Genomic DNA, 24,114 nt, shown 5'->3' on the forward strand with positions numbered 1-24,114 from the left:
TGCGGCGGCGCAGCATGCATCCTGAGGACCCTGCCAGTCTGATCGCCATGGACGGCTCAGGCCTGCCATTGCTTTGGACTGCCGACGCCGCAGGGCAGCTTTCGTATTCCTGCCGCTTCGTTCATCTTGCCATATCTTGGACGAGGCTAAGACCGTCGCGTGGGGCCGCCCGGCAAGACGTTGCGGCTTAGCGCTCGAGATCAACGTCAGTAGGTTTCTCGCGCTGGCCTTTCTTAGGTTGGTATCTGGGATATTTGTCGGGCACTGGCGCGACAGCCTGACCCGTCCATCGCTTTTCGGCTTCAGGCTTTGCACGAATGCATGTTTTTTGACCGACGCTCGCGTGCGTAGCTGGTTGTCAGAGTTTGCAGGTATTCCGATTGCGGTCTCGTTCGACTTGGCCGAAGCTCAGCACACGATCACTTTGATACTATCGATTTGACCTGTTGAAACCACAGCTGAGCCTGATTTTTCCCGGCGCGCTGGTGCATGTTATACCGTCCGGCTCATCTGGAACTGTGCTCATCGTTTCGGCGACCAAGAGAAACTGGAGATACCATGACTGACTTTCCCGTCTTCGACGGCCACAATGATCTGGTCCTTCGCCTGCTGCGCGGGGACGTAACCGCTGACGCCGTAGCTTCGGGACTTTCGGACGGACATATCGACAAGCCGCGCGCACAGAAAGGCGGATTCGGCGGAGGCTTTTTCGCCATTTTCGTGCCCAGTCCCGGCGATAAGGCCGCGCGGCATGATGAGATGCGCGACCCGCCCTATAAAATTGCTTTGCCAGACCAGATATCTGAAGCCGTAGCGACCGACTGGACCGAGCGCGGGTTCGACGCGATGGCTGACCTCGCCGCGGCCGGAGCCGTCCGCATTTGTCGGACCGCAACCGAGGTCGAGGCGGCGCTGCCCGCCGAAGAAATGGCCGCAGTTATCCATATCGAAGGCGCCGAGGCGATCGACCGCGATTTCGAAAAGTTGGAGGCGTGGCACGCGCGCGGATTGCGGTCATTGGGTCCGGTCTGGAGCCGCGACACTGTCTGGGGCCATGGCGTGCCCTTCCGTTACCCCTCCGACCCCGACGTGGGGCCGGGTCTGACCGATGCGGGCAAGGCGCTGATCCGCGAATGCAACCGCCTGAAGATCATGGTGGACCTGTCACACCTCAATGCCAAGGGAGTTGAGGACGTGGCCCGGATCAGTGACGCGCCGCTGGTTGCGACACACTCCAACGCCTGGGCGGTTTGCCCGCATTCGCGCAACCTCACGGACCGGCAATTGGCGATGATCCGCGACAGCGATGGAATGGTGGGCATCAACTTTGCCAGCGCCTTTTTGCGACCCGACGGTCGGATGGACTCGGAGTTTGACCTTGACATCGTGCTCCGACACTTTGACCATCTGGTTCATTGCCTTGGTGAGGATCGCGTGGGCCTTGGGTCCGATTTTGACGGGGCACTTGTCCCGGACAAGATCGGGGATTGCGCGGGCTTGCCCAGCCTGCTCACCGCACTGCGATCACATGGTGTGGACGATGGCCTCATGACCAAGATCACACATGGGAACTGGCTACGGATCCTGCGGCAAACGTGGGGCGAATAACAATATAAACAGGGAGTTATAAAATGAAACCATCATTTGTTGCAGCTGCGGTTGCGTCGATCCTGGCCGTTGGCATTGCCGCGCCCAGCTTTGCCCAGACACCGCCGAACATGCTGGTCATCGCCAACCGGATCGACGACATCAAGACCTTCGATCCGGCCGAAAGCTTTGAATTCGCGGGCGCCGATGTCAGCCGGAATGTCTACCAGAAGCTGGTCAACTTCGATCCGCTCGACCTTGATGCCGGCTTTCAACCGCAACTGGCCGAAAGCTGGGAGATTTCCGACGACGGCCTGACCATAACCTTCGCCATGGCCGAGGGCCACACCTTCGCCTCTGGCAACCCTGTCACGGCCAAGGACGCGGAATTCTCGCTGCGCCGCGCGGTGATCTTGAACAAGACGCCGACCTTCATCCTGACGCAGTTCGGCTTCACGCCGGAAAATGTCGAACAGACAATCAAGGCTACGGATGACAGTACATTGGTGCTGACGCTGGATAAACCCTATGCGCTGTCTTTCGTGCTGAACTGCCTGACCGCCACGATCGGCGGGATCGTCGACATGGAAACCGTCATGGCGAACGAAGAAGACGGCGACATGGGCAACGCATGGCTGCGCACCAACACCGCCGGATCCGGCCCCTACAAGGTCGTCGACTGGAAGCCGAGCGAAAGCGTGCTGCTTGACCTCAACCCCAATTACAGCGGCGAGACCCCGGCGATGGAACGGGTGATCGTTCAGCACATCCAGGAAAGCGCGACCCAGCGCCTGCAGCTTGAGCGCGGCGATATCGACGTAGCGCGCAACCTGTCGCCCGAAGACGTGGCGGGCCTGTCGGATGTCGACAGCGTCAAGATCGTCGACGAGCTGCGCGGCCGATTGATGTATTTCGCGGCCAACCAGAAGAAAGACATGCTCTCGGATCCCAAGGTGCTGGAGGCGCTGAAGCTGGCGGCCGATTACGAGGGCATGTCGAACTCGTTCCTCAAGGGGCAGTACACAGTTCATCAGGCTTTCCTGCCGCGCACCTTCCTGGGCGCGCTTGAGGAAACGCCGTTCTCCTATGACATGGAGGCTGCACAGGCAGCACTGGCAGAGTCGGCCTTTCCTGACTGTGGCCCGATCAAGATCTCGGTGCGCGATGCGCAAGAACGCATGGACATCGCGCAGTCGCTTCAGAACACCTGGGGGCAGCTTGGCTGTGACGTGGAGCTGATCGTCGGCACCGGCGCACAAACGTTGGACCGCTATCGCGCCCGCGAGCATGACATCTATCTTGGCGCTTGGGGCCCGGATTACCCCGACCCCAACACCAATGCCGGCACCTTCGCGGTCAACCCGGACAATTCGGACGAGGCAGGAGCAACCGGCCTCCTTGCTTGGCGGAACGCATGGGACATTCCGGAGATGACCGAAAAGACTCTTGCAGCAGTGGTCGAGAATGACACCGAAACCCGCGCCGAGATGTACCGTGAACTTCAGCGCGAACATCAGCAGACCAGCCCGTTTGGCGTGATGTTCCAGCAAATCGAACAGAACGGCATGCAATCGAGTGTCGAGAACTTCGTGGCCGGTGGCGCGACGACGGCGGTCTCCTATTGGGTCATCACCAAGTAAATGGCGGATCAGAACGTCAACCAGACAGGCGGGCGGCTTGGGCCGCCCGTCCCGATCTGGGCCAAGAAAACCCTGGCCACGGTCGCAACCGTGGCCGCGACGATCCTTGGCCTGCTGTTCGTGACATTCATGATCGGTCGCGTGATGCCGATCGACCCCGTTCTTGCGGTGATCGGAGAACGGGCGACACAGGCACAATACGACCAGACATTCATTGATCTTGGCCTGGACCAGCCCCTGCTGGTGCAGTTCTGGATCTATGTGACCGACGTGCTGCGAGGCGATTTCGGCACATCCATACGCACCGGCCAAGAGGTCACGACCGACATCGCACGCGTGTTCCCCGCCACGCTGGAGCTTGCGACCCTCGGTACGCTGATCGGCGTTCTGCTGGGTGTGCCGCTGGGCGTCATTGCCGCCGTGCGACAAGGCAGCTGGATCGACCAGCTTGCGCGTTTCGTCGGCCTGATCGGCTATTCCATGCCGATCTTCTGGCTGGGCCTCGTGGGCTTGCTGATCTTCTACGGCATTCTTGGCTGGGTCGCTGGCCCGGGCCGTTTGGGCATCTTCTATCAGGGCATCGTCGAACCGATCACCGGCATGATCCTGATCGACAGCGCGCTGCGCGGTGAATGGGCCGTATTCCGCAGCGCCTTCTCGCACATCATCCTGCCCGCATCCCTGCTGGGTTATTACAGCCTTGCCTACATCAGCCGCATGACGCGGTCCTTCATGCTCGAACAGCTTGGGTCGGAATATGTAACGACCGCGCGGGTCAAGGGGCTCAGCGAATGGCAGGTGGTCTGGGGTCACGCGTTCCGCAACATCCGCATCCAGCTGGTGACCGTGATCGCGCTGGCCTATGCCAACCTTCTGGAAGGGTCCGTCCTCACCGAGATCATCTTTGCATGGCCGGGCCTCGGGCAATACATCACCACGTCGCTTCTGGCGAATGACATGAATTCGGTACTGGGCGGAACGATCGTGATCGGCACGATCTTCGTTGCAATCAATATCTTCTCCGACTTGCTATACCGCTTCTTCGATCCGAGGTCCAAATGAGCACTTCGCAAGGTTTGCGCGACTGGCTTCTCAGCGATGAGCCGACCTCGCGCCGACAGGCGCGGCTCGCGTCCTGGTACAAGGGCTGGCTGACGCTGCGGTCGAACACGCTGGCCATGATGGGCCTGTTCGTGCTGACGTTTCTGATCCTGTGCGCGATCTTTGCGCCATTCCTCGCGACGCATGACCCATTTGCGCAGAATCTCGGGCAACGCCTGCTGCCGCCGGGCGAAGGCGGGCACCTCTTCGGCACCGACAGCCTGGGGCGGGACATCTATTCCCGGCTGCTCTATGGCGCACGGATTTCAATCTACATCGTCCTGCTCGTGGTTATGGTGGCACCCCTTGTGGGGCTGATCGTCGGCACAGTTTCCGGCTATGCGGGCGGCTGGATCGACGTGGTGCTGATGCGGATCACCGACATCTTCCTGGCCTTCCCCCGGCTGATTCTGGCGTTGGCCTTCGTTGCGGCACTCGGAGCGGGGATCGAAAACGCAGTGCTTGCGATCTCGCTCACCGCTTGGCCGCCCTATGCACGGATCGCGCGGGCCGAAACGCTGACGATCCGGAATTCGGACTATATCCACGCAATCAAGCTTCAGGGCGCGGGGCCGTTCCGCATCGTGACAAAACATATCTGGCCGCTCTGCATCTCGTCGCTGGTGATCCGCGTGACGCTGGACATGGCGGGCATCATCCTGACGGCCGCGGGGCTCGGCTTTCTGGGACTTGGCGCACAGCCGCCCAGCCCGGAATGGGGCGCGATGATCTCGGACGGGCGGCAGTATATTCTGGACTACTGGTGGGTCGCCACGATCCCCGGCATCGCGATCTTTGCCATCAGCCTGGCCTTCAACCTGCTGGGCGATGGCATGCGCGATGTGCTTGACCCGAAAGGGGGCAATTCATGACCGACGCGCCGCTTCTGGACGTGGAAAACCTCTGGGTGAAGTTCCGCACACGCAACGGTGTCTTCGACGCGGTGCGCGGAATTTCGTTCACGTTGGGCAAGGAAAGGCTTGGCATCGTGGGTGAAAGTGGCTCGGGCAAATCCATGACCGGCCGCGCCGTGTTGCGCCTGATCCGGCCCCCGGGCTTTATCGAGGCCGACAGGCTGGACGTACATGGCGAGGACATTCTGGCGCTGCCGGAAAAGCGCATGCGCAAGTTGCGTGGCGGGCGCGTGTCGATGATCATGCAGGACCCGAAATTTTCGCTCAACCCGGTGATGACGGTTGGGCAGCAACTGGTCGAGGCGCTGCGCGCGCATGAAAATGTATCACGCAGCCAAGCGTATGAGCGCGCTTTGGAGGTGCTCGACGAAGTGGCGATCCGAGAGCCCCGGCGGGTCATCGACCTTTATCCGCACGAGGTGTCGGGCGGCATGGGCCAGCGCATCATGATCGCCATGATGCTTCTGCCCAATCCCGAAATCCTGATCGCCGATGAGCCTACCTCGGCGCTGGATGTTTCGGTACAGCTTCAGGTGCTCGACATCATCGACAAGCTGGTGCGCGACCGGGGCATGGGCCTAATGTTCATCAGCCATGACCTCAACCTCGTGGCCAAATTCTGTGACCGCATCATCATCATGTATGCCGGCCGCATCGTCGAGACCTGCAAGGCCAGTGAACTGCGTAACGCGCAACACCCCTACACGTTGGGCCTGCTCAATTCGGTGCCCGACCTCGAACGTCCGCGCGACCATCTGGAGGTTCTCAAGCGCGACCCGGCCTGGCGCGAGGCCCCGTCCGTGAGTGCCCGCCAATGAGTGCGGTCACGGTCAAGGACCTGAATGTCTGGTTCGGCGTCGGTGCGGACCGCTCCTTTGCTGTGCGCGATGTCAATTTCGATGTCGCCAATGGCGAAAGCTTTGGACTGGTGGGAGAAAGCGGGTCCGGCAAATCGACGATTCTGCGCGCCATTGCCGGCCTGGTGCCCACATGGTCGGGCGAAATGACGGTTGCGGGTGAAACCCTTGGACCGAAGCGCACCAAATCCTTCTACAGCAAGGTGCAGATGGTCTTTCAGGACCCCTATGCGTCGCTGCACCCGCGCCAGACGGTGGATCGCGTGCTGTCCGAGGCGATGGGCCTGCACGGCGTTCAGAACGTCAACACCCGCATCGGCAAATTGCTGAATGACGTAGGTCTCGGCTCTGGTTTCCGGTTTCGCTATCCGCACCAGCTTTCGGGCGGTCAGCGCCAGCGTGTCGCCATTGCCCGGTCGCTGGCCTGTGATCCGTCGATCCTGCTTCTGGATGAACCGACCTCGGCGCTGGACGTGTCGGTGCAGGCGGAAATACTCAATCTGCTGGTCGATCTGCGCCGCGAACACAAGCTGACCTATATCATGGTCTCGCATGATCTGGGCGTTGTGGGGCACCTGTGCGAACGTATCGGCGTGATGAAGGAGGGCCGGTTCGAAGAGGTCCTGACCGTCGAGGACATGCGCCGTTCCAAGGCAAAATCGCCCTATACTCAGCATCTCCTGGAAAGCTCGATCAACTCGATCCGGTAGATAAGCATGGGGCGAAGGCTGGGCAGGGCGCTGAGTCGATGCCTGTCTCAGTATATTCAATCTGCGTCTAGGTCAGTCGTGAAGTTGGAGAGCTTTTATTGAGGCTTTGGGAAGTCCTGATCGTTTTGAAGGCGGCGCTTCCGCCTAAGAACGAGCACGCCAAAGGTCAAACCAAGTATATAGCAAGACGCGACATGAGTGTCAGGCCGCGCCCTAAGACAGGCTCGAAAAGCGCTTGAATGTCAGCTTTGTCCAATCGAAAAATGCGATTTTGCACTGGCAGCGAACAACCGCTTCCCCGCCCGCTTCGTCTGGATTGCGCGATAAGACCGGCCCGGAATGCACTACAAACAAGGCGCAGCGGATGGACGGCTATTGGTGCGGCGGCCATTCGTCGGGCGTGCTGCATTCAATAGCCGATTGATGCAAGTCACTGCAGCGTCCGCAGAAACGGATAGGAAGTAGATCTTACCGCCCGCGGTGCGCCACATTTATTTCGGTGCTTAGACAGGAGGGCAAGCGAGGTTCGATGCCGACACGCGCCATCCCGCTGTTTTTGGCCATGATCTTCCTGATCACCTGGGGGGTCATCGGCTTCTACGTGCTCGGCCCTGAACTGGCGTCACGCTGGTTCGGACCAATCAGCGGTTCGCACCCGCTCTTCTTCCTCGCCACCTGGGCGCCCGCCATCGCGGCGATCTTGCTGGTCCTGTCTCATGCCGGCACCGCAGGGCTAGGGCGCTTCCTGTCGCGGCTCCTGCTCTGGCGAGCGCCGTCGGGCTGGGCGGTTTTTGTTGTGATCGGCGTGCCACTGGTCTTCATGGCCGGATCGGTAATCAAGGGCGGCCCGGCGCTGGCGCCGTTGCCGCCCGAGGGCGCTGGTCCGATGGTCGCGGTCATGTTGATGATGCTGTTTCTCGGGCCCATCGAAGAGTTGGGCTGGCGCGGGGTGCTGCAACCTCTCCTTCAGCGCCACATGGCACCCGTCTGGGCGGGTGCGCTGATCGGGGCAATCTGGGGGCTCTGGCATCTGCCAGCCTTCTATCTTGCCGGCACTGTCTTCGGCGCCTGGAACTTCCTGCCCTTCTTCATTGGCAACGTGGTGCTGGCCGTGCTGGTCACGCCACTTCTTAACCGCGCCGGGGGCAGCCTGCTCTGGCCGATGTTTTTTCATTGGCAACTCATCAACCCGTTCTGGCCTGACGCGCAGCCTTGGGACACTTGGATTCTTGCCGGTGTTGCCATTGTCGTCATCTGGTGGAACCACGACAGGATGTTCACCCGCGAGGGTGCCGTGACGGAGGTCATCCCGTTACGGCCGCACGCTGCCCTGCAGAAGACAAGGTGAGCGCCATGCGGACCGCCCCTGCACTGGCCGTGCCGGTCCTTTCGCTCGTCGTCACTGGCCCGGCTTTGGCGGAGGGCGAAATGGGCCTCTCGGGCAGGGTGCACGACGCGCTCGAAGCGTTCCAAGAGCGTTACGGTTTTCCGGGCGCGACGGCTGCCATCGTTCTGCCGGACGGGACGGTTGCGACCGTAGCGACGGGCCTCGCCAATGTCGAAGCGGGACGGTTCCTTGCCCCGATTGACCTGAGCGCCACGATCCCGTCGAACCGGCCGGACCTTCCCGGCCTCGCGGTGCGCTATACAACCGCTGCGGCCTGCCGGTACGCATGTCGGATGCTGACGGCGTGCTGGTCTGGGATCCGGGCGTCGAATGGACCGGCGGTGACTTTGCCTCCACCTTCGGCAACCTCGCGCGTTGGGGCCATGCGCTCTTCGGCGGTGAGGCGATGGAAAAGCCGTATATCGACCAGCCCCTCGACGGGTCTCTGTGGCGCCCGGCGCGTCCGGCCGTCTCTACGGCGCAGTGGTCGCGATATACGCGTATGCGCCGCTCGGACCCGTCTACGGCCGCGGCGGCTGGAGTCTAGGCTATGTCTCCAGCCTGCGCCACTCCGCGGATCACGGCATCACGTCGCCTTCCAGATCACCAGCGACGCTGGGGTTGTCGACGACAGCTCCGATCACGTGGCGAAGATGGAGGCCGCGCTGGCCCGGCTTGCCATGGAGGCGCTGGAATGACATCCCGCCGCGGCCTCCTTGCCGAGCGGGGCGGCCTCATCCCGGCACGCGGCGCCTATGAGACCGGCGCCTATCGGCGGTGAACGCTGCACGCTGCTTTACCTCCCAACGAGTCGGTCACCACGGACGAGAAAGCGACCCTCGATCTGCAATGCCAGCGGCTCGCCCGAGATCGGCGGCGCCCCTTCGACGGCGGGACGCTGCGCGTGGATATGCAGATGCGGTTCTGTGCTCGCTCCGGAATTGCCGACCTCGCCCAACCGATCTCCCTCGACGACGCTATCCCCGGATGCGACGCTCACGCTTCCATGGCGCATATGGGCAAAGACGATCTCGGCCTCGCCGCAACGCAGGACGACATGGTTGCCAAGGCGATTGACCGGGTCCTGTTCCGGAACTTCGAAGTCCGGCATGTTGCCCTCAGCGGCGACAATTGTCCCCGCACAGGGCGCGCGCAGCTCCGCGCCGAAGATCGCATAGGCGGCAGGTTCGGCCGGCCGCCATCCTTCGGCGCGCAGCCCCCACGGCCCCAGCCCGAAGAAATCGAGCGCATAGGATTGCCCTCGCCAAGGGCGGAACCGCGCGACGCTGGCATCCAGGGTCGTCAGGTGGGCGTTCACAACTGCGTTGGATCCACCGTTTCCGACGAGATAGCGGCCAGGGCCAAGGGGATTGGCGATATCCACGACCTCTACCGCTGGCACGCTGCGCCCCATAAGCGCCCGTACGCTGTACCAGCCCCCGACGGCGCATAAGAGAACCGCCAGCGCGAAACCCGTCCATCCCCAAGTCCCGTCAGGCAGTACTGGCCGCTTATCGAGACGCGTTCCCGCAGCCCGGAAGATTACCAGGCCCAGCCACAGCGAGCCATAGACCCACGGCAGCCACCATACGGGCAACGCCCACTGCGCGACGCGCGCCAGCGCAAACAGCATTGCGCCCGTTCCAGCCGACTGAGCCGCGAACCCCATGAGGCTTCGCGCCGGCAGAAACAACAGCCATGCGAGCAGTGCCAGCGGGAGGAAAACTTGAATGCCGAGGACCATGGCTGTCATGGCTGTCCGCCCGGGAATCGGAGTGCAGTGATGTTGGCGATGAAGAACGGGAAGTAGTCGTCCGTCCCGAACATGTTGCCCGCCTCAACGTGGAACGGCAGGCGATACCCGCCGACCTCGCGGAAGTCTGAGACCACCGCGCCGAAGGGCTGCAAGCGGTATGCCTTGTCGGGGTTCGCGTTGGTCCATCGTTCGAAAAACACGCTTTCCGGCCGGCCTTGTGCGTCGACAGTCACGTCCACCACCTGGCTCAGGTCTTCGCGGCGGACTGTGACCCGGGCGGTGTCATGGTCCACCTCGGCCCAAGACACACCCGGACCCGGCAACATGGCCGCCGGCGACCAGATCACCGCCTCCGCCACATAGCGTCCAAAGGCAGAGCGGGCGTGATCCGGATCGCCGCCGGAGCGGGCGACCGGGATCAAGCCGAAGATCCGGAACCGCGTCCAGAGACCCGAGTCCGACCCTGCGACGGGCATGCCGCCGGTCGTCCTCATAGCCCAGACGAATCCTTCTGGAGCCGCGAGTACCTGGCGCGCTTCCATCGGCTGGTAGCGCGGGTTGTCATTGGTGCCGAGGCTGAATTGCCCCGTCATCTCGATCTCGACCACCGGTAGGAGAGGTGTGTCCGGCTGGATGACATAGGTGAAATAGCGGCGTGCTGGATCGGGAAGGTCCGCCACCAGCTCTTCGTCGAAGGTTCGCGGGTCGTCCGGCTGGAGCCTCGCGAGCCGGTCCCACTCCGAGCGATCCGCACGCCGGTCCAAGAAAACAATGACGGCCAGCCCTAGAAGGACGATCGCAAGGACGATCAGAATTGCGGCGAGAATTTTCATATTGGCCACTCAGTCAGGTGTCTTGCCCTTCGCTAGCGCGCGGGCGTCTATGGGACGATGACGCAGATCAATTGTTAAAATTAAGACAGCATAGCTGTCATAGTGAAACGCGGTCGCGTGCCATTTGCATCTTCCTTGGCACCAGGCTCTGCCTGACTTTGATGCCAACGGCCCATTCATCGAAGGAAATTGAACCAGATGCTCGGGCTTGCGGGCGACTGTTCGGAACCCGTCCTTCGTACCCGCAACAGCGCACGCCCAGACCCGAAGTTGGCCACCGAATTTTTGCTGCGGCGCAGTTCACTGTAAGCTCACACTGGCAACCATCGTCTCATCCGCGCCCTGTCGGAAGGGGCGGATGTATTCGGCAGCCGCGCATAATACGGGCACCCTAAGCCTTTTCGATGTCAGTCTTACGGAAATTACCAACCTGCTGGGCAACATTGGCGATTGGATCCCCTTCGTTTTGAAGGAAAGTCAGACGGTAAAGGGCAGTGGGATCCTCCCGCTAGGATCCAGACGGCTCGGCACGCTTCCTGACCGCGCCGTCTTTGATCTTCGGTTCCGCCCGCGTGCGCCAGCCACTCAGGCTGTCCAGCAGCGCCACGGCATATGCGGCGGTGAAGGCTCCGGCGAGGGTCAGCAGCACACGGCTCAGAACTGCCTGCCCCAGATCCTGCGTGCTGAGGCCCCCGGCAATCAGCGCCAGTGCGGCCGGAAGGGCATTCTGATAGGCCATGTGCGGGCGCGGGTCATAAAGCACCCGGGTGCCCACCCAAAGCCCGGCGAGAAAGACGAGGCCCAGCAGGATCGGCAGCTTGGGCGAGAGCGGATAGATCGCCACCACCACAATGGCCAGCGCGCTGCCGTAGAGCGTGGCGCGCAGGCGCTGCCCCGCCTCGAAGAAGACGGCATCGCGCGTGGGAAAGACCAACACCATCGCCGCCATGATCGCCAGCATGATGTCCGAGGGCGGCATCACCGCATAGAGCCAGAAACTGAGCGCCAGAAGCACGCTGGCGCGGATCGCCGCGCCCATGGCCGCATCCCCGCCCGGTGGCACCGGCGCCGCGACATGCACCTGCCTCGTGCGCGCCGGCACCAGCATATAGGCCAGCGGGATCACCACCAGCGCGACCAGGGCCGCCGAGAAGAACTCGCTCCGCATCATCGCGACCGCCGCACTGCCGCTCATCCCGATGACCGAGAAGAGGACAGCCATCACGACCAGCAGCATGCCGGGCGCCGCACCGCTGCGCAGGATCATCCCGAAGCCGAGGAAATAGACCAGCCACATCGCCCCGGCATAAACCACCGGCAAGGGCTGCAGCACGTTCACGAACCAGGCCATGAGCGTGGCGAGGACGCAAACGACGACGATGGCGACGATGATCGCGACCGGATTGAAGGCCTTGCGCTGCCCCGCGATCAGACCCACGGGCAAGGCCGCCATGATCGTGGGCATGTTCGGATCCATCAGCGGGATCGCCGCAAAAGAGAGCGCGCCCGTCAGGCCCAGCCTGATGGCGTAATGCGGATCATCCTGCGGGCTGGGGCGGGGCGGGACATACATGGCTCAGTGCAGGAAGCTGGTCCAGGAGCGCAGTCGTTGCAGCCCCCGCGCGATCAGGGCCAGCGGGCCATGCTCGCTGGTGGCGAAGATCACCGCATGCGCCTTGCCGCCGACGCGCGCGGCATAGGGCCAGTCCTCCATCCCGCCCTCCAGCTCGATCCGCACGGGGATGCTGCGCGCGGGCTCGAACCATGTCTTTGCGGTCTGGTTTACGACCAGCCCGCCCTGCACGTTGCGCCCCGGCGCGATGCCCCAGGCAACGCTCTGCACACGGCCATTGAATATCCGGCCCGGCAGCGCATCGAAAAGGACATGCGCGGGATCGCCGGCCTCGACCTTCTGTAGCTGGTTCTCGCGCAGATCGACGGTGATCCAGCCGGCCTCGGCATCGACGAAGGTCAGCGCAGGGCTGCCTGCCCCGATGAACTGCCCCTCCGACAGCGTGAGGTTGGTCACGGCGCCCAGATGCTGTGCGCGCACCGTGGTCGAGGCCAGGTCGTACTGCGCCTGCTCCAGCTGCGCGGCGGCGGCCTGGAAGGCGGGATTGTCCTCGCCCTCGGGGCCCAGCTGCGCCTGCGCGCTGCGCAGGTTGGCCTCGGCCCCGTCCAGCGCCGCCTCGGCTTCGGCCACGGCAGTGCGGGCCTGATCGCCCCGCGCGGCGGCGACGATGCCGCGTTCCTCGAGTTTGAAGGTGCGCTCGGCCTCGGTGCGGGTGTTGTCCAGCGCCGTACGGGCCTGGGTCACGGCCACCTGTGCCGCCACGATCAACGCGCTCGACGCATCGACATTCTGCAGCGCGCTGGCAAGGTTCGCCTCGGCCTGCGCCACAGCCAGCTTCAAGGGGCGCGGGTCGAGCGAGAAAAGCGGATCGCCCGCCTCGACGATGACGTCGTCCGAGACATTCACCTCCGTCACGGTGCCCGACACACGCGGCGCGATCTGCACCACATGGGCCGACACGATCCCGCGTGCGCTGCTGGGCACGCTGCGGTCCATCAGGGCGTAGACGCCGGCGATCAGGATCAAAGCCAGGATGACGGCAATCGCAACGATCCGTGTGCGGCTCGGCCCTTGGGCCGGGGAGGTTGTATCGCTCAAGTCTGGTCCTTTCGGGGCTGCGCGCTGAGGCCTGCACAGGCTATCCAACCGGGGGCCAAGCGCAAACGCAATCCTGCCCGTTGCAAAGGCGATAACCGCACATCAGCGCGCATGCCGGCGATCCTTGATGATGCTTTCGGAGATGATGCTTTCGGAAATCGCGCTGGCCGCCGTTACGAAGATGCCCAGCCAGCACAGGACGTTGAGTCCAACCATATAGCAAAAGCAGTATGTTATGATGTTTCCAGCGTGGCTGAAGAATCCTCCTCGGTCCGCCACAATTCCCCTTAAAAGAAACTGTTATCGCTGGTTAGGTAAAAGTTGCGTATCCCTATATGCCGCCTTCCTTGCATCTGAAATCGTCGGAACACGGGAGAATTTTTGGGTAGGTCGGGGTATCTAGCCCTGCACCCTAAACCAGATGCTCTGAAGTACCGAGTTTCTGTCACCGAGCTGACCAAACGAGCGCATCGTCACGGGCCAATGATCATGGCCGAAGGCCCGAGGCGTTTCAACTGCGGCCCGGATCCGACATTTGCTACCTCACGTGTCGTGAGGCCGAAGGATGGAGGCCTGGCGTTTACGCCATGCAGGTCTGTCGATCGCCTTGTGCGGATCGGAATCCGCGGGCGCTTTGTGTCACCGCACGCCAATGAGTTTGAAGAGTATATTCCCGCTCAGGCCCCTGCGGCGTCGATGCGTGGCGTGCCACGAGGCTTGGGATAAACACCTCATGCCCAAAAACGACGTTCTGCTGGGAGTGGGTATAGTAGAATATTGTTCTGCCTCGACAGTTCGCATGCCCGCTATTGGACCTTTCGCCAGGCGCTTCATTGCACGCGCAGGGCGAGGTGTTAGGTCCGCTGCGAATGATTGGAGACCGATATGAACAAACTACTCGCAACAGCGGCACTTGCGCTGACCGTCACCGCCCCTCTGGGCACCGCTCAGGCCGAAACATGGGATGTCGGCATGTCCGGCGGATACTTCCCATTCACCTTCGTGAATCTGGACGAACTTCAGGGTTTCGAGGTCGATTTCATCAATGCGCTGGCAGCTGAAACAGGAAACGAGGTGAACTTCGTCACCATGTCGTTTTCCGGTCTGATCGGCGCGCTGGAGTCAGAGCGCATCGACACCATCGCAAACCAGATCACCATCACGCCCGAACGTGAGGCAAAGTTTGCCTTTTCGCAGCCCTATGTTTTTGACGGCGCGCAGGTCGTCGTCAAGGCAGGCAATGAGGCCACGATCCAAGGCCCCGAAGATCTGAGCGGCAAGACCGTCGCCGTCAATCTTGGCTCGAATTTCGAGCAACTTTTGAACGATCTGCCCAACGCGGGCGAGATCGACATCAAGACCTACGAGAGCAATATCGCTCAGGACACGGCGTTGGGGCGTGTCGATGCATTTGTCATGGACCGCGTGTCTTCGGCGCAGCTTATTCAGGAGAGCCCGCTGCCCCTGGCCCTGGCTGGCAACTCGTTTAGCCAGATCCGCAATGCGCTGCCGTTCCGCGACACGGAAGAGGGGCGGGCGCTGCGCGACGAGATTGATGCGGCAATCACCACGCTGAAAGAGAACGGCACGCTGGCCGAGATTTCCCAAAAGTGGTTTGGCACCGACATAACCTCGGCGGAGTAACATCATGCGCGCGCTCGACGTCGACTACATGCTGGGGCTTTTGCCTGTTCTTCTGGGCTATGTGCCGCTGACACTCTTCATGGCGATGGTGGGGATGGCGTTCGCGCTCGTCCTCGCCGCTCTCATGGCAGTCGAGAGGGTGGCCAAGGTCCCTGTGCTTGACGTTTTCGTGCGCCTCTTCATCAGCTTTTTCCGTGGCACGCCGCTCTTGGTGCAGCTTTTCCTGTTCTATTTCGGCCTGCCGCAGATGCTGTCCTTTCTGACTGCGATCAATGGCGTGACGGCGACGATCATGGGCCTCACGTTGCATTTCTCGGCCTACATGGCCGAGAGCATCCGCGCCGCGATCCTCGGCGTCGATCGTGCGCAGTGGGAGGCCAGCATGGCCACCGGCATGACGCAGGCGCAGATGATGCGGCGCATCATCCTGCCGCAGGCGGCGCGCGTGGCGGCGCCCACGCTGATCAACTACTTCATAGACATGGTCAAAGGCACGTCGCTCGCATTCACTCTTGGCGTGACCGAATTGATGGGCGCGGCTCAAAAGGAGGCGGCAGGCAGCTTTCTGTATTTCGAGGCGTTTTTGGTCGTGGCCGCGATCTACTGGATTTTGGTCGAGGCATTGTCCTGGGGTCAAAGGTGGTTGGAGACCTATCTGAACAAGGCTCATGCGCGATGATTTCTATCCAGAACCTCAACAAGAGCTTCGGCAAAACCCCCGTCCTTCAGGACATATCGCTGGACATAGCGCCGGGCGAGCGCGTGGTGGTGATCGGTCCGTCCGGCACCGGTAAATCCACGCTTCTTCGGTGTCTGAATTTTCTGGACGCGCCGGATAACGGGCAGATCACCATCGGCGATCTGTCGGTTGATGCCGCGCGTGCGTCCAAGGCAGATATCCTTGGCCTCCGGCGGCGCACGGGCTTTGTCTTTCAAAACTACGCCCTTTTCGCAAACAAGACCGCGCGTCAGAACATCACCGAAGCGCTGGTGACGGTGAAAGGCATGAGCCGCGCAGACGCGGATGCGCGCGCCGACACCATTCTGCGCGAGACCGGATTGGAGGCGCGCGCGGATGCCTATCCCGCCTCGCTTTCGGGCGGTCAGCAACAGCGGGTCGGTATCGGGCGCGCCATGGCGCTGGATGCCGAACTGATGCTCTTTGACGAGCCGACCAGCGCGCTCGATCCCGAATGGGTGGGCGAGGTTCTGGACCTCATGCGCAAGCTGGCCGAGACGCGCCAAACCATGCTGATCGTCACCCACGAAATGCAGTTTGCGCGCGAGATCGCCGATCGCATTCTTTTTATGGATGGCGGACGCATCGTCGAGGAAGGCCCACCTGCGCAACTGCTGGACACGCCGCGCGACCCACGCACCAAAACATTCCTGCGCCGCGTCGGCTGAGCCGTCTTGGTGCCGGACGTGGTGATGATGCGGCCCAGCACCAAGTGGCGCCTCTAGCGTTTGCCTCGCCGGCGCGCCGCCGACGATTACAGCGACTTGAGCTCTGCCGCGCGCGGGCGACCTGTGCGGCGGGGGCAGGGGCCGTCAAACCGCATCTAGCCGTGCGCTCTTTGGCCGGTTTGCCCCTGCACCGAGAGCCTCGGACTAAGGTTCATGCAGGTATCTTTGATTGCCCCCAATGACCAAACACCGCGCCAAGCCGTTACATGCCGGGGCAAGATTACGCGCGCACGGCAGGCGGCGGGCATCGTGGCATGACGCGCTCCGCAGATGCCTGCGCAAGGTGAGGTCTGTCACGCCCGCGCAATGGCTCAGAGCTGGCCCAAATTCTCCAAGGATCTACAAAAGGCATGTTCCGTGCGCTTTGCCGACAGCATTGGTGCGAGGCAATTGCCCTCGTCTAAATTTCTGATAATTTCACTAGGTTATTGATTTGCGGGCACCGTTGTGGTGACTACAGCGCCATGACATGCCCTCGAATCCTGCCAAGTGGATTGTGTTCAAGGGGGCACCGCACGAAATCTGTCGAGAGGCATGGCTATGAAATCACGATATTCTTTCCTGTTTTTTGCAGGTGCTTTGACCTTGCTCAGCAGCCTGCCCGCTTGGGCCGAAGAGGAGGTCCGGGCACATCTGCTTATCGAGCTGAACGCCGCCGAGTCGCAGCAAGATGGGTGCAAGCTGTCTTTCCTTGCCCTCAACGGCCACCCTGTGGGTATCGCGCAGGCGGTGTTCGAGACGGTGATCTTCGATGCCGCCGGGCAGGTCGACCGACTGACTTTACTCGACTTCAGTGATCTGCCCGCTGCGCGGCCCCGCGTGCGGCAGTTCATGATCGCGGATATGCAGTGCGGCGATATAGGCCGGATCCTGTTCAACGGTGTCAGCACCTGCCAGTCGCCTCGCCTTGGCGACGATGCTTGCGAGGCGGGTCTGGTGCTGGAGAGCAAGACCGATATCGAGGTGACGGGATGAGCAGCATCGTCGCGACATTCAACGAGATTGCTGCCTTGGGCGGGCCGGTTGTGGTCGTCCTCCTCGCCGTGTCGATGGTGACCTTGGCCGTGATGCTCTACAAGCTATGGCAGTTTACCCGCTCGGGCGTCGGGCGGCACCGGGCGCTGGCAGAGGCGGTCTCGGCATGGGATGCCGGCGACAAGGCCCGGGCGCGCGCCGCCTTGAGACGTTCTACCAGCTATCTTGCGCCTGTCGTGTCCATGGCCTTCGATGCAGGTCCGGATGCGGTCAAGCGGCTAGAGGCAGAGGCGGAAACGCGTTTCGCCCGGCTCGAGCGTGGCTTCAGGCTGCTTGATTCCGTGGCGCAGCTGGCGCCGCTCCTTGGTCTTTTCGGAACGGTTCTGGGAATGATCGCCGCGTTCCAGGCGTTGCAGGATGCGGGCAGTCAGGTTGATCCGTCGATCCTTGCGGGTGGCATCTGGGTGGCGCTGCTGACGACGGCCGTCGGCTTGGTTGTCGCGATGCCGACGGCACTGGTCCTCAGCTGGTTCGAGGGCCGCATGGACGCCGAGCGGGTCACGGCAGAGCGCGCCATTCATATCATTTTGGCACCGCGCGGCCTGGACGCCGCCACTGTGGAGGCCGCCGAACCAAGGGCCGCTGTCCATGGCTAGGCGATCCCGCAGACGCGGACGCCTCTCGATGACGTCGCTGATCGACGTGATCTTTCTCCTGCTGCTCTTTTTCATGCTGTCTTCGACCTTCTCCAAGTTCTCCGAAATCGAGCTGACCGCAGGCGGGAGCGCACCCGGCGGCGCGGCCGAGACGCCGCCGCTTTTCCTGCGGCTTGGGCAGGACGACCTGAGCCTGAATGGTCAAACCACCTCACTGGGCGCGTTGCAGACCGCGCTTGGCCAATCCGGGCCCGCGTCAGTCGCCGATGACAGGCCCCGGACAGTGCTGGTGTCTTTGGGACAGGACGTGACGGCCCAGCGTCTTACCGACTTGCTGGGGGCGCTGCGCGGTACCGAAGGCATCAGCCCGCTGATACTGGGAGGCAGCTCGGAATGAAGCGCGTCCTTCGCAAGACCAAAAGTGAGCCGACGATCGCGCTGATCAACATCGTTTTCCTGATGCTGATCTTCTTCATGGTCTCGGGCACGTTGGCGCGCCCGCTGGATGCTTCGCTCAGCCTCGTCCGGACGGCGGATCTGGAGGGGCGGGCGCCGCCCGATGCCCTGATGGTGCATGCGGATGGGCGCCTCACCCACCAAGGCCAGGACATTTCAGCGCCCGCAAATTACCTGGCGACGCTGCCCGAGGCCGAACGCCAAGGCCCGGTCAGGCTGATACCCGACCGCGAACTGCCTGCGGCCGATCTTGTACGCATCGCCGCGGAATTGCGCGCGGCTGGCGCCGGGCAGGTGATGATCGTGACGGAAAGAGGGCTGGAATGATCGCATCGTCCAATCGCGTCAAACTGCTGGCGGTCTCCGGTGCGGTGCTGGCGCATGCGGCCATCGGGCTGGCGTTTCCCCCCGATACGGCGCCCGAGATCGCGGGCGGCGCGGGTGCCCCCGAGGCGCGGCTGGGCACCAGCTTTGCCGATATGGCCGCGGGCATGCTGACTGCGGAACAGGCGCAAGATACCGCTGCGCCCGTGTCGGCCCCGGCCCCCGAAGTGGCGCATGCACCGCGCGCAGCCACCGCTTCCCCCACGCGGCCCGAAGCCGTTCAGCCGCTCAGAGCAGAGCCAGCGCCTGCTGCCGAGCCGCTCGCGGCCCTGCCTGCCGCGCCATCTCCCGAGGCACCAGAGGCCCAAAAAACTCTGGCCGTTGCGCCCCAAGCGGTCAGTCGCTCACTGCGCCCGGTCAGGCGCAGCGCGGATTTCGAAGAGGAAAACAAACCGCAAGCGGCCAAGCCGACGCAGGCGGCGGCCCCGCCGCCAAAGCCCCGCGCGCAGCCCGCGCCGCGCGGCAATTCCGATACCAACGCCGCCGCGGGAACGCCCCAAGGCAGCAGGGCGGCCACGGCGCAGGCCCAAGGCCGGGCCAGTGGACAGAGCACGGCCGCCGGAACAGCCGCGGCAAGCAATTATCCCGGCCTCGTGATGCGCAAAATTTCGGGCGTTCGCAAACCCCGGATGAGCCAGTCAGGCAGCGCGCGGGTCAGCTTCTCGGTCGCGTCCTCCGGCGCTTTGGCGGGGGTGTCGATCGCGCGCAGTTCGGGCCGGGCGGCGCTGGACCGCGAGGCGCTGCGCCTCATCCAGCGGGCGGCGCCGTTTCCGCCCCCGCCCGCATCGGCGCAGCGCAACTTCGCGATCGACATCGAATTTCGCTGATCGTTGCGGCGGCGCCAATGGCCGGCGCTACAGGGCGCCGGCCGATCCGCGCTGTGTCAGAACGTCCGCGACACCGACAGTTTGAAAGTGCGGCCCGGTGCCTGCCGCGTGGGCGAGGACAGATGCCCGACATAGGACTTGTCAGCCAGGTTCTCGACCCCGAAGCGCACCGCCGTCCCCTTGAGCCAGCCTTGGTCGGGCTGCCACGTTGCGCGCAGATTGTGCCGGGTCACATCGTCCAGATCCGCGCCCAGCGCATCGCGGCGATCGACCGCGTGCACGATCTCCCAGCTGAGGTCCAGATCGTCATCCCACCGCTTGCCCAGCGTCAGCTGCACCCGGTCCGCCGGGCTGATACGCCACGCACTGCTGGTGCCGTCGGGATTGTATTCGCGGCCATTGCCGACATGCCCGGCAAGATCGACATAGACCCCGTTCTGCATTCCGTAGGAGGCCTCAAGCTCGAACCCTTCGGATTTGACATGGTCCAGATCGGTCGTGGTCGAGCCGGAGACGGTATAGCTGGTGATGTCCCACAGCTTTGTCTGGTAGAAATTGCCGCGCACCGTCAGGCTGTCGCCCGCCGCCAGCACATCGAGGCCGGTATATTCCGCGCCAATTTCCAGCGTCTGGGATTTCTCGGTCATGCCGATGCGGCGCTGCGCCGTGGCCGAGGTGCCCAGATCGTCGATGATCGGCAGGCCCTCGGTATAGGCCGCGCTGCCGAAGACCGACAGGCCGTTGCCGAAATCATAGGCCAGCGCCAGCCCGCCCATCAGCGCGTCCTTGTCATAATCGTCCGTCACGCCCGCCAGTGGCACGGCGCTTTCGATGCGCGAATGCTCATAGCGCAGCGCGGGGGTGAGGGTGAACTGGCCGATGCTCATCTCGTCCACGACAAACAGCGCAAAACGGCGGTCCTCGCCACCCGGCGAGCTGGCCGCATCGAGGCGTTCCTTGCGGATCACCTCGGCGCCCGCCAGCATGTCATGCGCGACCGCGCCGGTCGTGAACAGCGCCCGGTTGGATACGGTCAGCTTGGTCGTCTGATAGCGGTTGTCGGCACAGATCACGCCGGTAAAGGGGCTGGCGCAGAAAGCCGCAACGCTCTGGCCGCCCTGAAAGGGCGAGCTGCCGTCGATGTAATCCACGTCGATCGTCTGGTCGGCGTAGCTGAGGTTGGCGCGCAGGTCGATCAGATCGCTGGCCGGGTCGTAGCGGTATTCCACCACCGCCTGACTGGTATCGGTGCGCCGGTCGACGCGGCCGAAATTGTTCGCCGTCGTCTCGAACTGGTCATAGGGCACGTCCTTGTCGTCAGCGACCGTCTCGGAATAGCTGAGCGTCAGGGACTGCGCGCCGTCTTCTCCAAAGGTGAACTTGCCCTTGGTCAGCCATGAGGGCGTGCGGAAGGACGAATTACCGATGGTGGTGCCATCGCCAGCCGCCAGATTGCCCTGATCGCGTAGGGTGTAATTCAGCAGGAATTCGACGCCCTCGGCAGGCATCCAGGCCAGGTTGGTCGATGTGGCCCAGCCGTCCCCGTTGCTGCTGTATTCCAGCGTTTGCGAGCCGCCAAAGCCGACCTCGCCGCCGGTGAAGTCCGACGCATCTTTCGTCTGCAGCTTGACCACGCCGCCGCCGATACCCGATCCATAGGCAAAGCTGCCGATGGTGCCGCGCAGCACCTCGACCTGCTTGTACAGCAGCGGATCGGTGAAAAGCTGCGTGCCGATGCGATACAGCTCTTCCGAGCCAACGCTGGCGCCGTCGATCTGCACCGCGATCTTCTGATCGCTGCCGAAGGTCGTGTTGGCGCCGAAACCGCGGATATTGATGCCCGAGCCTTGCGGCGTCGTGCCGTTGACCAGTGTTACGCCCGGCACCGAATCGATGAGCTGCGCGACAGTGCTGGCCTGCCGGTCCTGGATTTCCTCCTCGCCCACGACGGTCCGCGACAGCGCGGTGCCGTAGCTGAGGTCGCGCTTGCCGCCCGTTAGAATCAATGTGCCCAGATATCCGGGGGTGCCTTGATCCTGGGCAGCGGCAGGGGCTGCCAGTGACAGGCAGGCAAGCGCGGCCGAGCCGCGCATCAGGGGTCTATGCATTTGCGCCATCCTTCATGCGTCTTTGGGCCGAAGCTCGCGAAGGGCTGGCGCGGCGGTATTTGGTGAATTGGCGATAATCGTTACCGCAACGGGTTGCAGCCTTAACCGTATCCAACTAAAACAGTCAAGTAATTTGAGAGAGCCACGCACCGGACCCGTCGGGCGCAGCCATCGGACCCAACCATTCCGAGGATGCCCCGATGACCCAGCAAGTCCCCCCCAGCCCCGAAAATATCCGCACGTTCATCGCCGAAAACCCCAAGCTGCGCGCGCGCGATGCGGCCGACAAGCTGGGCATCGCCGAGGCGCAGCTGGTCGCCGCCCATGTGGGCCAGGGCGCCACGCGAATCGCCGCGCATCCCGACCGGATCATCCCCGCCGCCGAAAAGCTGGGCGAGGTCATGGCCCTCACCCGCGTCGAGGCCTGCGTGCATGAAAAGGTCGGCACCTACGGCAATTACCACCCCGGCGCGCATGCCGCGATGACCCTGACCGAAGAGATCGACCTGCGCATCTTCCCCTCGCACTGGGTGCATGCCTTCGCCGTCGAAGCGGCCACCGATGATGGCCCGCGCCGGTCGCTGCAGATCTTCGATGCGGCGGGCGATGCGGTGCACAAGATCCATTTGCGGGACACATCCGACCACGCGGCATGGCCCGGCATTGTCGCCAGTCTGGCGCTGGACGATCAATCACAGGGGCAGGATGTCAAACCTCGCACGCCCGTGGAAGCAGCGAAATCACGGCCCGACAAGCTGGACGTGCTGCGAGAGGAATGGTCGAAACTGACCGACACGCACCAGTTTTTGCGCCTGTGCGCCAAGCTCAAGATGAACCGCCTCGGCGCCTACCGCATCGCCGGTGCGCCCTTCGTGCGCCCGCTGGATCCGAAGGCCGCCGACGAGATGCTGAACGCCGTGCAGCGCGCGGGGATCGAGGTGATGATCTTTGTCGGCAATCGCGGCTGCATCCAGATCCATACCGGCCCCTTGCGCGAATTGCGGCCCATGGGGCCATGGCAAAACGTGATGGACCCCGGTTTCAACCTGCATTTGCGATTGGACAAGGTGGCCGAGCTTTGGGCCGTGGAAAAGCCGACGCAGCGCGGCCCCGCAATCTCGGTCGAGGCGTTCGATACAGAGGGCGGCATCATCTTTCAGGTGTTCGGCGTCGGCAAGGAAGGGCGCGACTCGCGCGCCGACTGGGGCCGGATCGTCGCCGGGCTGCCCACGCGCGAGGAGGTGCCCGCATGATCCGCCTGCGCAGCACACGGGCCATCGCGGCCCTCATGGCGGGGCTGGTCGCCACCGCGCCCGCGCTGGCCGAGACGAAGGCCGATATTCTGTCGATCGGTGGCGCCGTGACGGAGATCATCGTGGCGCTCGGTCAGCAGGACAGGCTCAAGGCGCGCGATACGACATCCAGCTATCCGCCCGAGATCGCCGAGCTGCCCGATGTGGGCTACATGCGCGCCCTGTCGCCCGAGGGGGTGCTGTCGGTCGATCCTGCCCTGATCATCACGGGCGAGGGGGCTGGCCCGCCCGAGGCGCTGGACGTGATCCGCGCCGCTGATGTCGAACTGGTCGAAGTTCCTGACGCGCGGGATGCAGATGGCATCTTGCGCAAGATCGAGATCATCGGCGCCGCGCTGGGCGTGCCCGACCGTGCCGAGGCGCTTGGGGGCGAAGTCGGCGCGGCGCTTGCCGATGCAACCCGGAGCGCGAAGCGGCCCGAGGCGGGCAAGAAGCGCGTGCTGTTCATTCTCTCCACCCAAGGGGGCCGGGTCACGGCATCGGGCGCCGGGACCGAGGCCGACGCGATCATCCGCATGGCAGGCGGTTTGAACGCCGTCACGGATTTCGAGGGCTACCGCCAGATGACGGACGAGGCCGTGGGCGGGGCCGCACCCGATGTGATCCTGATGATGGATCGCGGCGGCGATCACGGCATCTCCGATGAGGATCTTTTGGCCATGCCGGCAATCTCGCTGACGCCCGCGGCACGGACAAGGTCCGTCATTCGCATGGACGGGCTGCTTCTGCTTGGCTTTGGCCCGCGCACTGCCGAGGCTGTCACGCAGCTCAGCCGCGCGGTCTATGACAGCGGCAGTTAAGCCTGTGTCCGCGGTTCTCGACACCGAA

The 24,114-nt window shown here is 63.2% G+C and carries 24 protein-coding genes; 18 read left to right on the forward strand and 6 right to left on the reverse strand.

The features are described from left to right. The first annotated feature begins 558 nt into the window (after window positions 1-558). The 8 genes from BW975_RS03585 (at window position 559) to BW975_RS03620 (ending at window position 8,743) form a co-directional block, all read left to right on the forward strand. Window positions 559-1,608 (forward strand): dipeptidase, encoded by a 1,050-nt coding sequence (locus BW975_RS03585; protein ID WP_076531024.1) that lies wholly within the window; start codon window positions 559-561, stop codon window positions 1,606-1,608. Window positions 1,609-1,631: 23 nt separating this feature from the next. Continuing rightward, window positions 1,632-3,227, forward strand: coding sequence for an ABC transporter substrate-binding protein (locus BW975_RS03590; protein WP_076531026.1), 1,596 nt, complete (start codon window positions 1,632-1,634; stop codon window positions 3,225-3,227). After that, window positions 3,228-4,289: an ABC transporter permease gene (locus BW975_RS03595; protein WP_076531027.1), complete on the forward strand. Its 1,062-nt coding sequence runs from the start codon at window positions 3,228-3,230 to the stop codon at window positions 4,287-4,289. It abuts the gene before it with no gap. Then, window positions 4,286-5,200, forward strand: a complete 915-nt coding sequence (locus BW975_RS03600; protein ID WP_076531029.1) for an ABC transporter permease — start codon at window positions 4,286-4,288, stop codon at window positions 5,198-5,200. The genes BW975_RS03595 and BW975_RS03600 overlap by 4 nt, the downstream gene beginning before the upstream one ends. Next, on the forward strand, window positions 5,197-6,060 hold the full coding sequence (locus BW975_RS03605) for an ABC transporter ATP-binding protein (protein ID WP_076531030.1): 864 nt from the start codon (window positions 5,197-5,199) through the stop codon (window positions 6,058-6,060). Before BW975_RS03600 ends, BW975_RS03605 begins: the two co-directional genes overlap by 4 nt. Continuing rightward, window positions 6,057-6,809, forward strand: a complete 753-nt coding sequence (locus tag BW975_RS03610) for an ABC transporter ATP-binding protein (RefSeq protein ID WP_076531032.1) — start codon at window positions 6,057-6,059, stop codon at window positions 6,807-6,809. The genes BW975_RS03605 and BW975_RS03610 overlap by 4 nt, the downstream gene beginning before the upstream one ends. Before the next feature lie 529 nt (window positions 6,810-7,338). After that, a complete protein-coding gene (locus BW975_RS03615; RefSeq protein ID WP_076531034.1) occupies window positions 7,339-8,157 on the forward strand; it encodes a CPBP family intramembrane glutamic endopeptidase in 819 nt (272 codons plus the stop codon). Window positions 8,158-8,482: 325 nt separating this feature from the next. After that, on the forward strand, window positions 8,483-8,743 hold the full coding sequence (locus BW975_RS03620; RefSeq protein ID WP_076531036.1) for a hypothetical protein: 261 nt from the start codon (window positions 8,483-8,485) through the stop codon (window positions 8,741-8,743). A gap of 31 nt (window positions 8,744-8,774) precedes the next feature. On the opposite strand, the gene BW975_RS18330 is transcribed toward BW975_RS03620, so the two are convergent. From BW975_RS18330 to BW975_RS03640, 5 genes are all read right to left on the reverse strand, one after another. Continuing rightward, the gene (locus BW975_RS18330; RefSeq protein WP_272482015.1) at window positions 8,775-8,897 is read right to left on the reverse strand and encodes a hypothetical protein; all 123 of its coding nucleotides are present in this window, start codon (window positions 8,895-8,897) and stop codon (window positions 8,775-8,777) included. Between the two features lie 95 nt (window positions 8,898-8,992). Then, window positions 8,993-9,949, reverse strand: a complete 957-nt coding sequence (locus BW975_RS03625) for a M23 family metallopeptidase (protein ID WP_076531038.1) — start codon at window positions 9,947-9,949, stop codon at window positions 8,993-8,995. After that, entirely contained in the window at window positions 9,946-10,785 is an 840-nt protein-coding gene (locus BW975_RS03630; protein WP_076531040.1) for a DUF6544 family protein, read from the reverse strand. The genes BW975_RS03625 and BW975_RS03630 overlap by 4 nt, the downstream gene beginning before the upstream one ends. 508 nt (window positions 10,786-11,293) lie before the next feature. Then, the gene (locus tag BW975_RS03635) at window positions 11,294-12,358 is read right to left on the reverse strand and encodes an FUSC family protein (RefSeq protein ID WP_083686967.1); all 1,065 of its coding nucleotides are present in this window, start codon (window positions 12,356-12,358) and stop codon (window positions 11,294-11,296) included. 3 nt (window positions 12,359-12,361) lie between these two features. Continuing rightward, complete coding sequence (locus tag BW975_RS03640) at window positions 12,362-13,456, reverse strand: HlyD family secretion protein (RefSeq protein WP_076531042.1); 1,095 nt, start codon at window positions 13,454-13,456, stop codon at window positions 12,362-12,364. Between the two features lie 885 nt (window positions 13,457-14,341). Between BW975_RS03640 and BW975_RS03645 the strand changes: the two genes are divergently transcribed. From BW975_RS03645 to BW975_RS03680, 8 genes are all read left to right on the forward strand, one after another. Continuing rightward, window positions 14,342-15,100 (forward strand): amino acid ABC transporter substrate-binding protein, encoded by a 759-nt coding sequence (locus BW975_RS03645; protein ID WP_076531044.1) that lies wholly within the window; start codon window positions 14,342-14,344, stop codon window positions 15,098-15,100. Between the two features lie 4 nt (window positions 15,101-15,104). Further along, on the forward strand, window positions 15,105-15,779 hold the full coding sequence (locus BW975_RS03650; RefSeq protein ID WP_076531046.1) for an amino acid ABC transporter permease: 675 nt from the start codon (window positions 15,105-15,107) through the stop codon (window positions 15,777-15,779). Then, window positions 15,776-16,507, forward strand: a complete 732-nt coding sequence (locus BW975_RS03655; RefSeq protein WP_076531048.1) for an amino acid ABC transporter ATP-binding protein — start codon at window positions 15,776-15,778, stop codon at window positions 16,505-16,507. The genes BW975_RS03650 and BW975_RS03655 overlap by 4 nt, the downstream gene beginning before the upstream one ends. Before the next feature lie 645 nt (window positions 16,508-17,152). After that, window positions 17,153-17,542, forward strand: coding sequence for a hypothetical protein (locus tag BW975_RS03660; RefSeq protein WP_244512529.1), 390 nt, complete (start codon window positions 17,153-17,155; stop codon window positions 17,540-17,542). Next, window positions 17,539-18,198, forward strand: coding sequence for a MotA/TolQ/ExbB proton channel family protein (locus BW975_RS03665; RefSeq protein ID WP_076531051.1), 660 nt, complete (start codon window positions 17,539-17,541; stop codon window positions 18,196-18,198). The genes BW975_RS03660 and BW975_RS03665 overlap by 4 nt, the downstream gene beginning before the upstream one ends. Beyond that, window positions 18,191-18,595 (forward strand): biopolymer transporter ExbD, encoded by a 405-nt coding sequence (locus BW975_RS03670; RefSeq protein ID WP_076531053.1) that lies wholly within the window; start codon window positions 18,191-18,193, stop codon window positions 18,593-18,595. The genes BW975_RS03665 and BW975_RS03670 overlap by 8 nt, the downstream gene beginning before the upstream one ends. Next, entirely contained in the window at window positions 18,592-18,981 is a 390-nt protein-coding gene (locus tag BW975_RS03675; protein WP_076531055.1) for an ExbD/TolR family protein, read from the forward strand. Before BW975_RS03670 ends, BW975_RS03675 begins: the two co-directional genes overlap by 4 nt. Beyond that, window positions 18,978-19,865 carry an energy transducer TonB family protein gene (locus BW975_RS03680; RefSeq protein ID WP_076531056.1) on the forward strand — a complete coding sequence of 296 codons (888 nt, stop codon included), beginning with the start codon at window positions 18,978-18,980 and terminating at the stop codon, window positions 19,863-19,865. Before BW975_RS03675 ends, BW975_RS03680 begins: the two co-directional genes overlap by 4 nt. Before the next feature lie 56 nt (window positions 19,866-19,921). Here the strand turns inward: BW975_RS03680 and BW975_RS03685 are convergent, their stop codons facing one another. Further along, window positions 19,922-21,973: a TonB-dependent receptor domain-containing protein gene (locus tag BW975_RS03685; RefSeq protein WP_076533353.1), complete on the reverse strand. Its 2,052-nt coding sequence runs from the start codon at window positions 21,971-21,973 to the stop codon at window positions 19,922-19,924. A gap of 200 nt (window positions 21,974-22,173) precedes the next feature. Here BW975_RS03685 and BW975_RS03690 point away from each other — a divergent pair, with 200 nt between their 5' ends. Together BW975_RS03690 and BW975_RS03695 are read left to right on the forward strand one after the other, a co-directional pair. After that, a complete protein-coding gene (locus BW975_RS03690) occupies window positions 22,174-23,226 on the forward strand; it encodes a hemin-degrading factor (protein WP_076531058.1) in 1,053 nt (350 codons plus the stop codon). Next, window positions 23,223-24,086, forward strand: a complete 864-nt coding sequence (locus BW975_RS03695; protein WP_076531060.1) for a heme/hemin ABC transporter substrate-binding protein — start codon at window positions 23,223-23,225, stop codon at window positions 24,084-24,086. Before BW975_RS03690 ends, BW975_RS03695 begins: the two co-directional genes overlap by 4 nt. The last annotated feature ends 28 nt before the right edge of the window (window positions 24,087-24,114 follow it).

The sequence above is a fragment of the Roseovarius nanhaiticus genome (assembly GCF_900156535.1).
In the GTDB taxonomy this organism is placed as follows: Bacteria; Pseudomonadota; Alphaproteobacteria; order Rhodobacterales; family Rhodobacteraceae; genus Roseovarius; species Roseovarius nanhaiticus.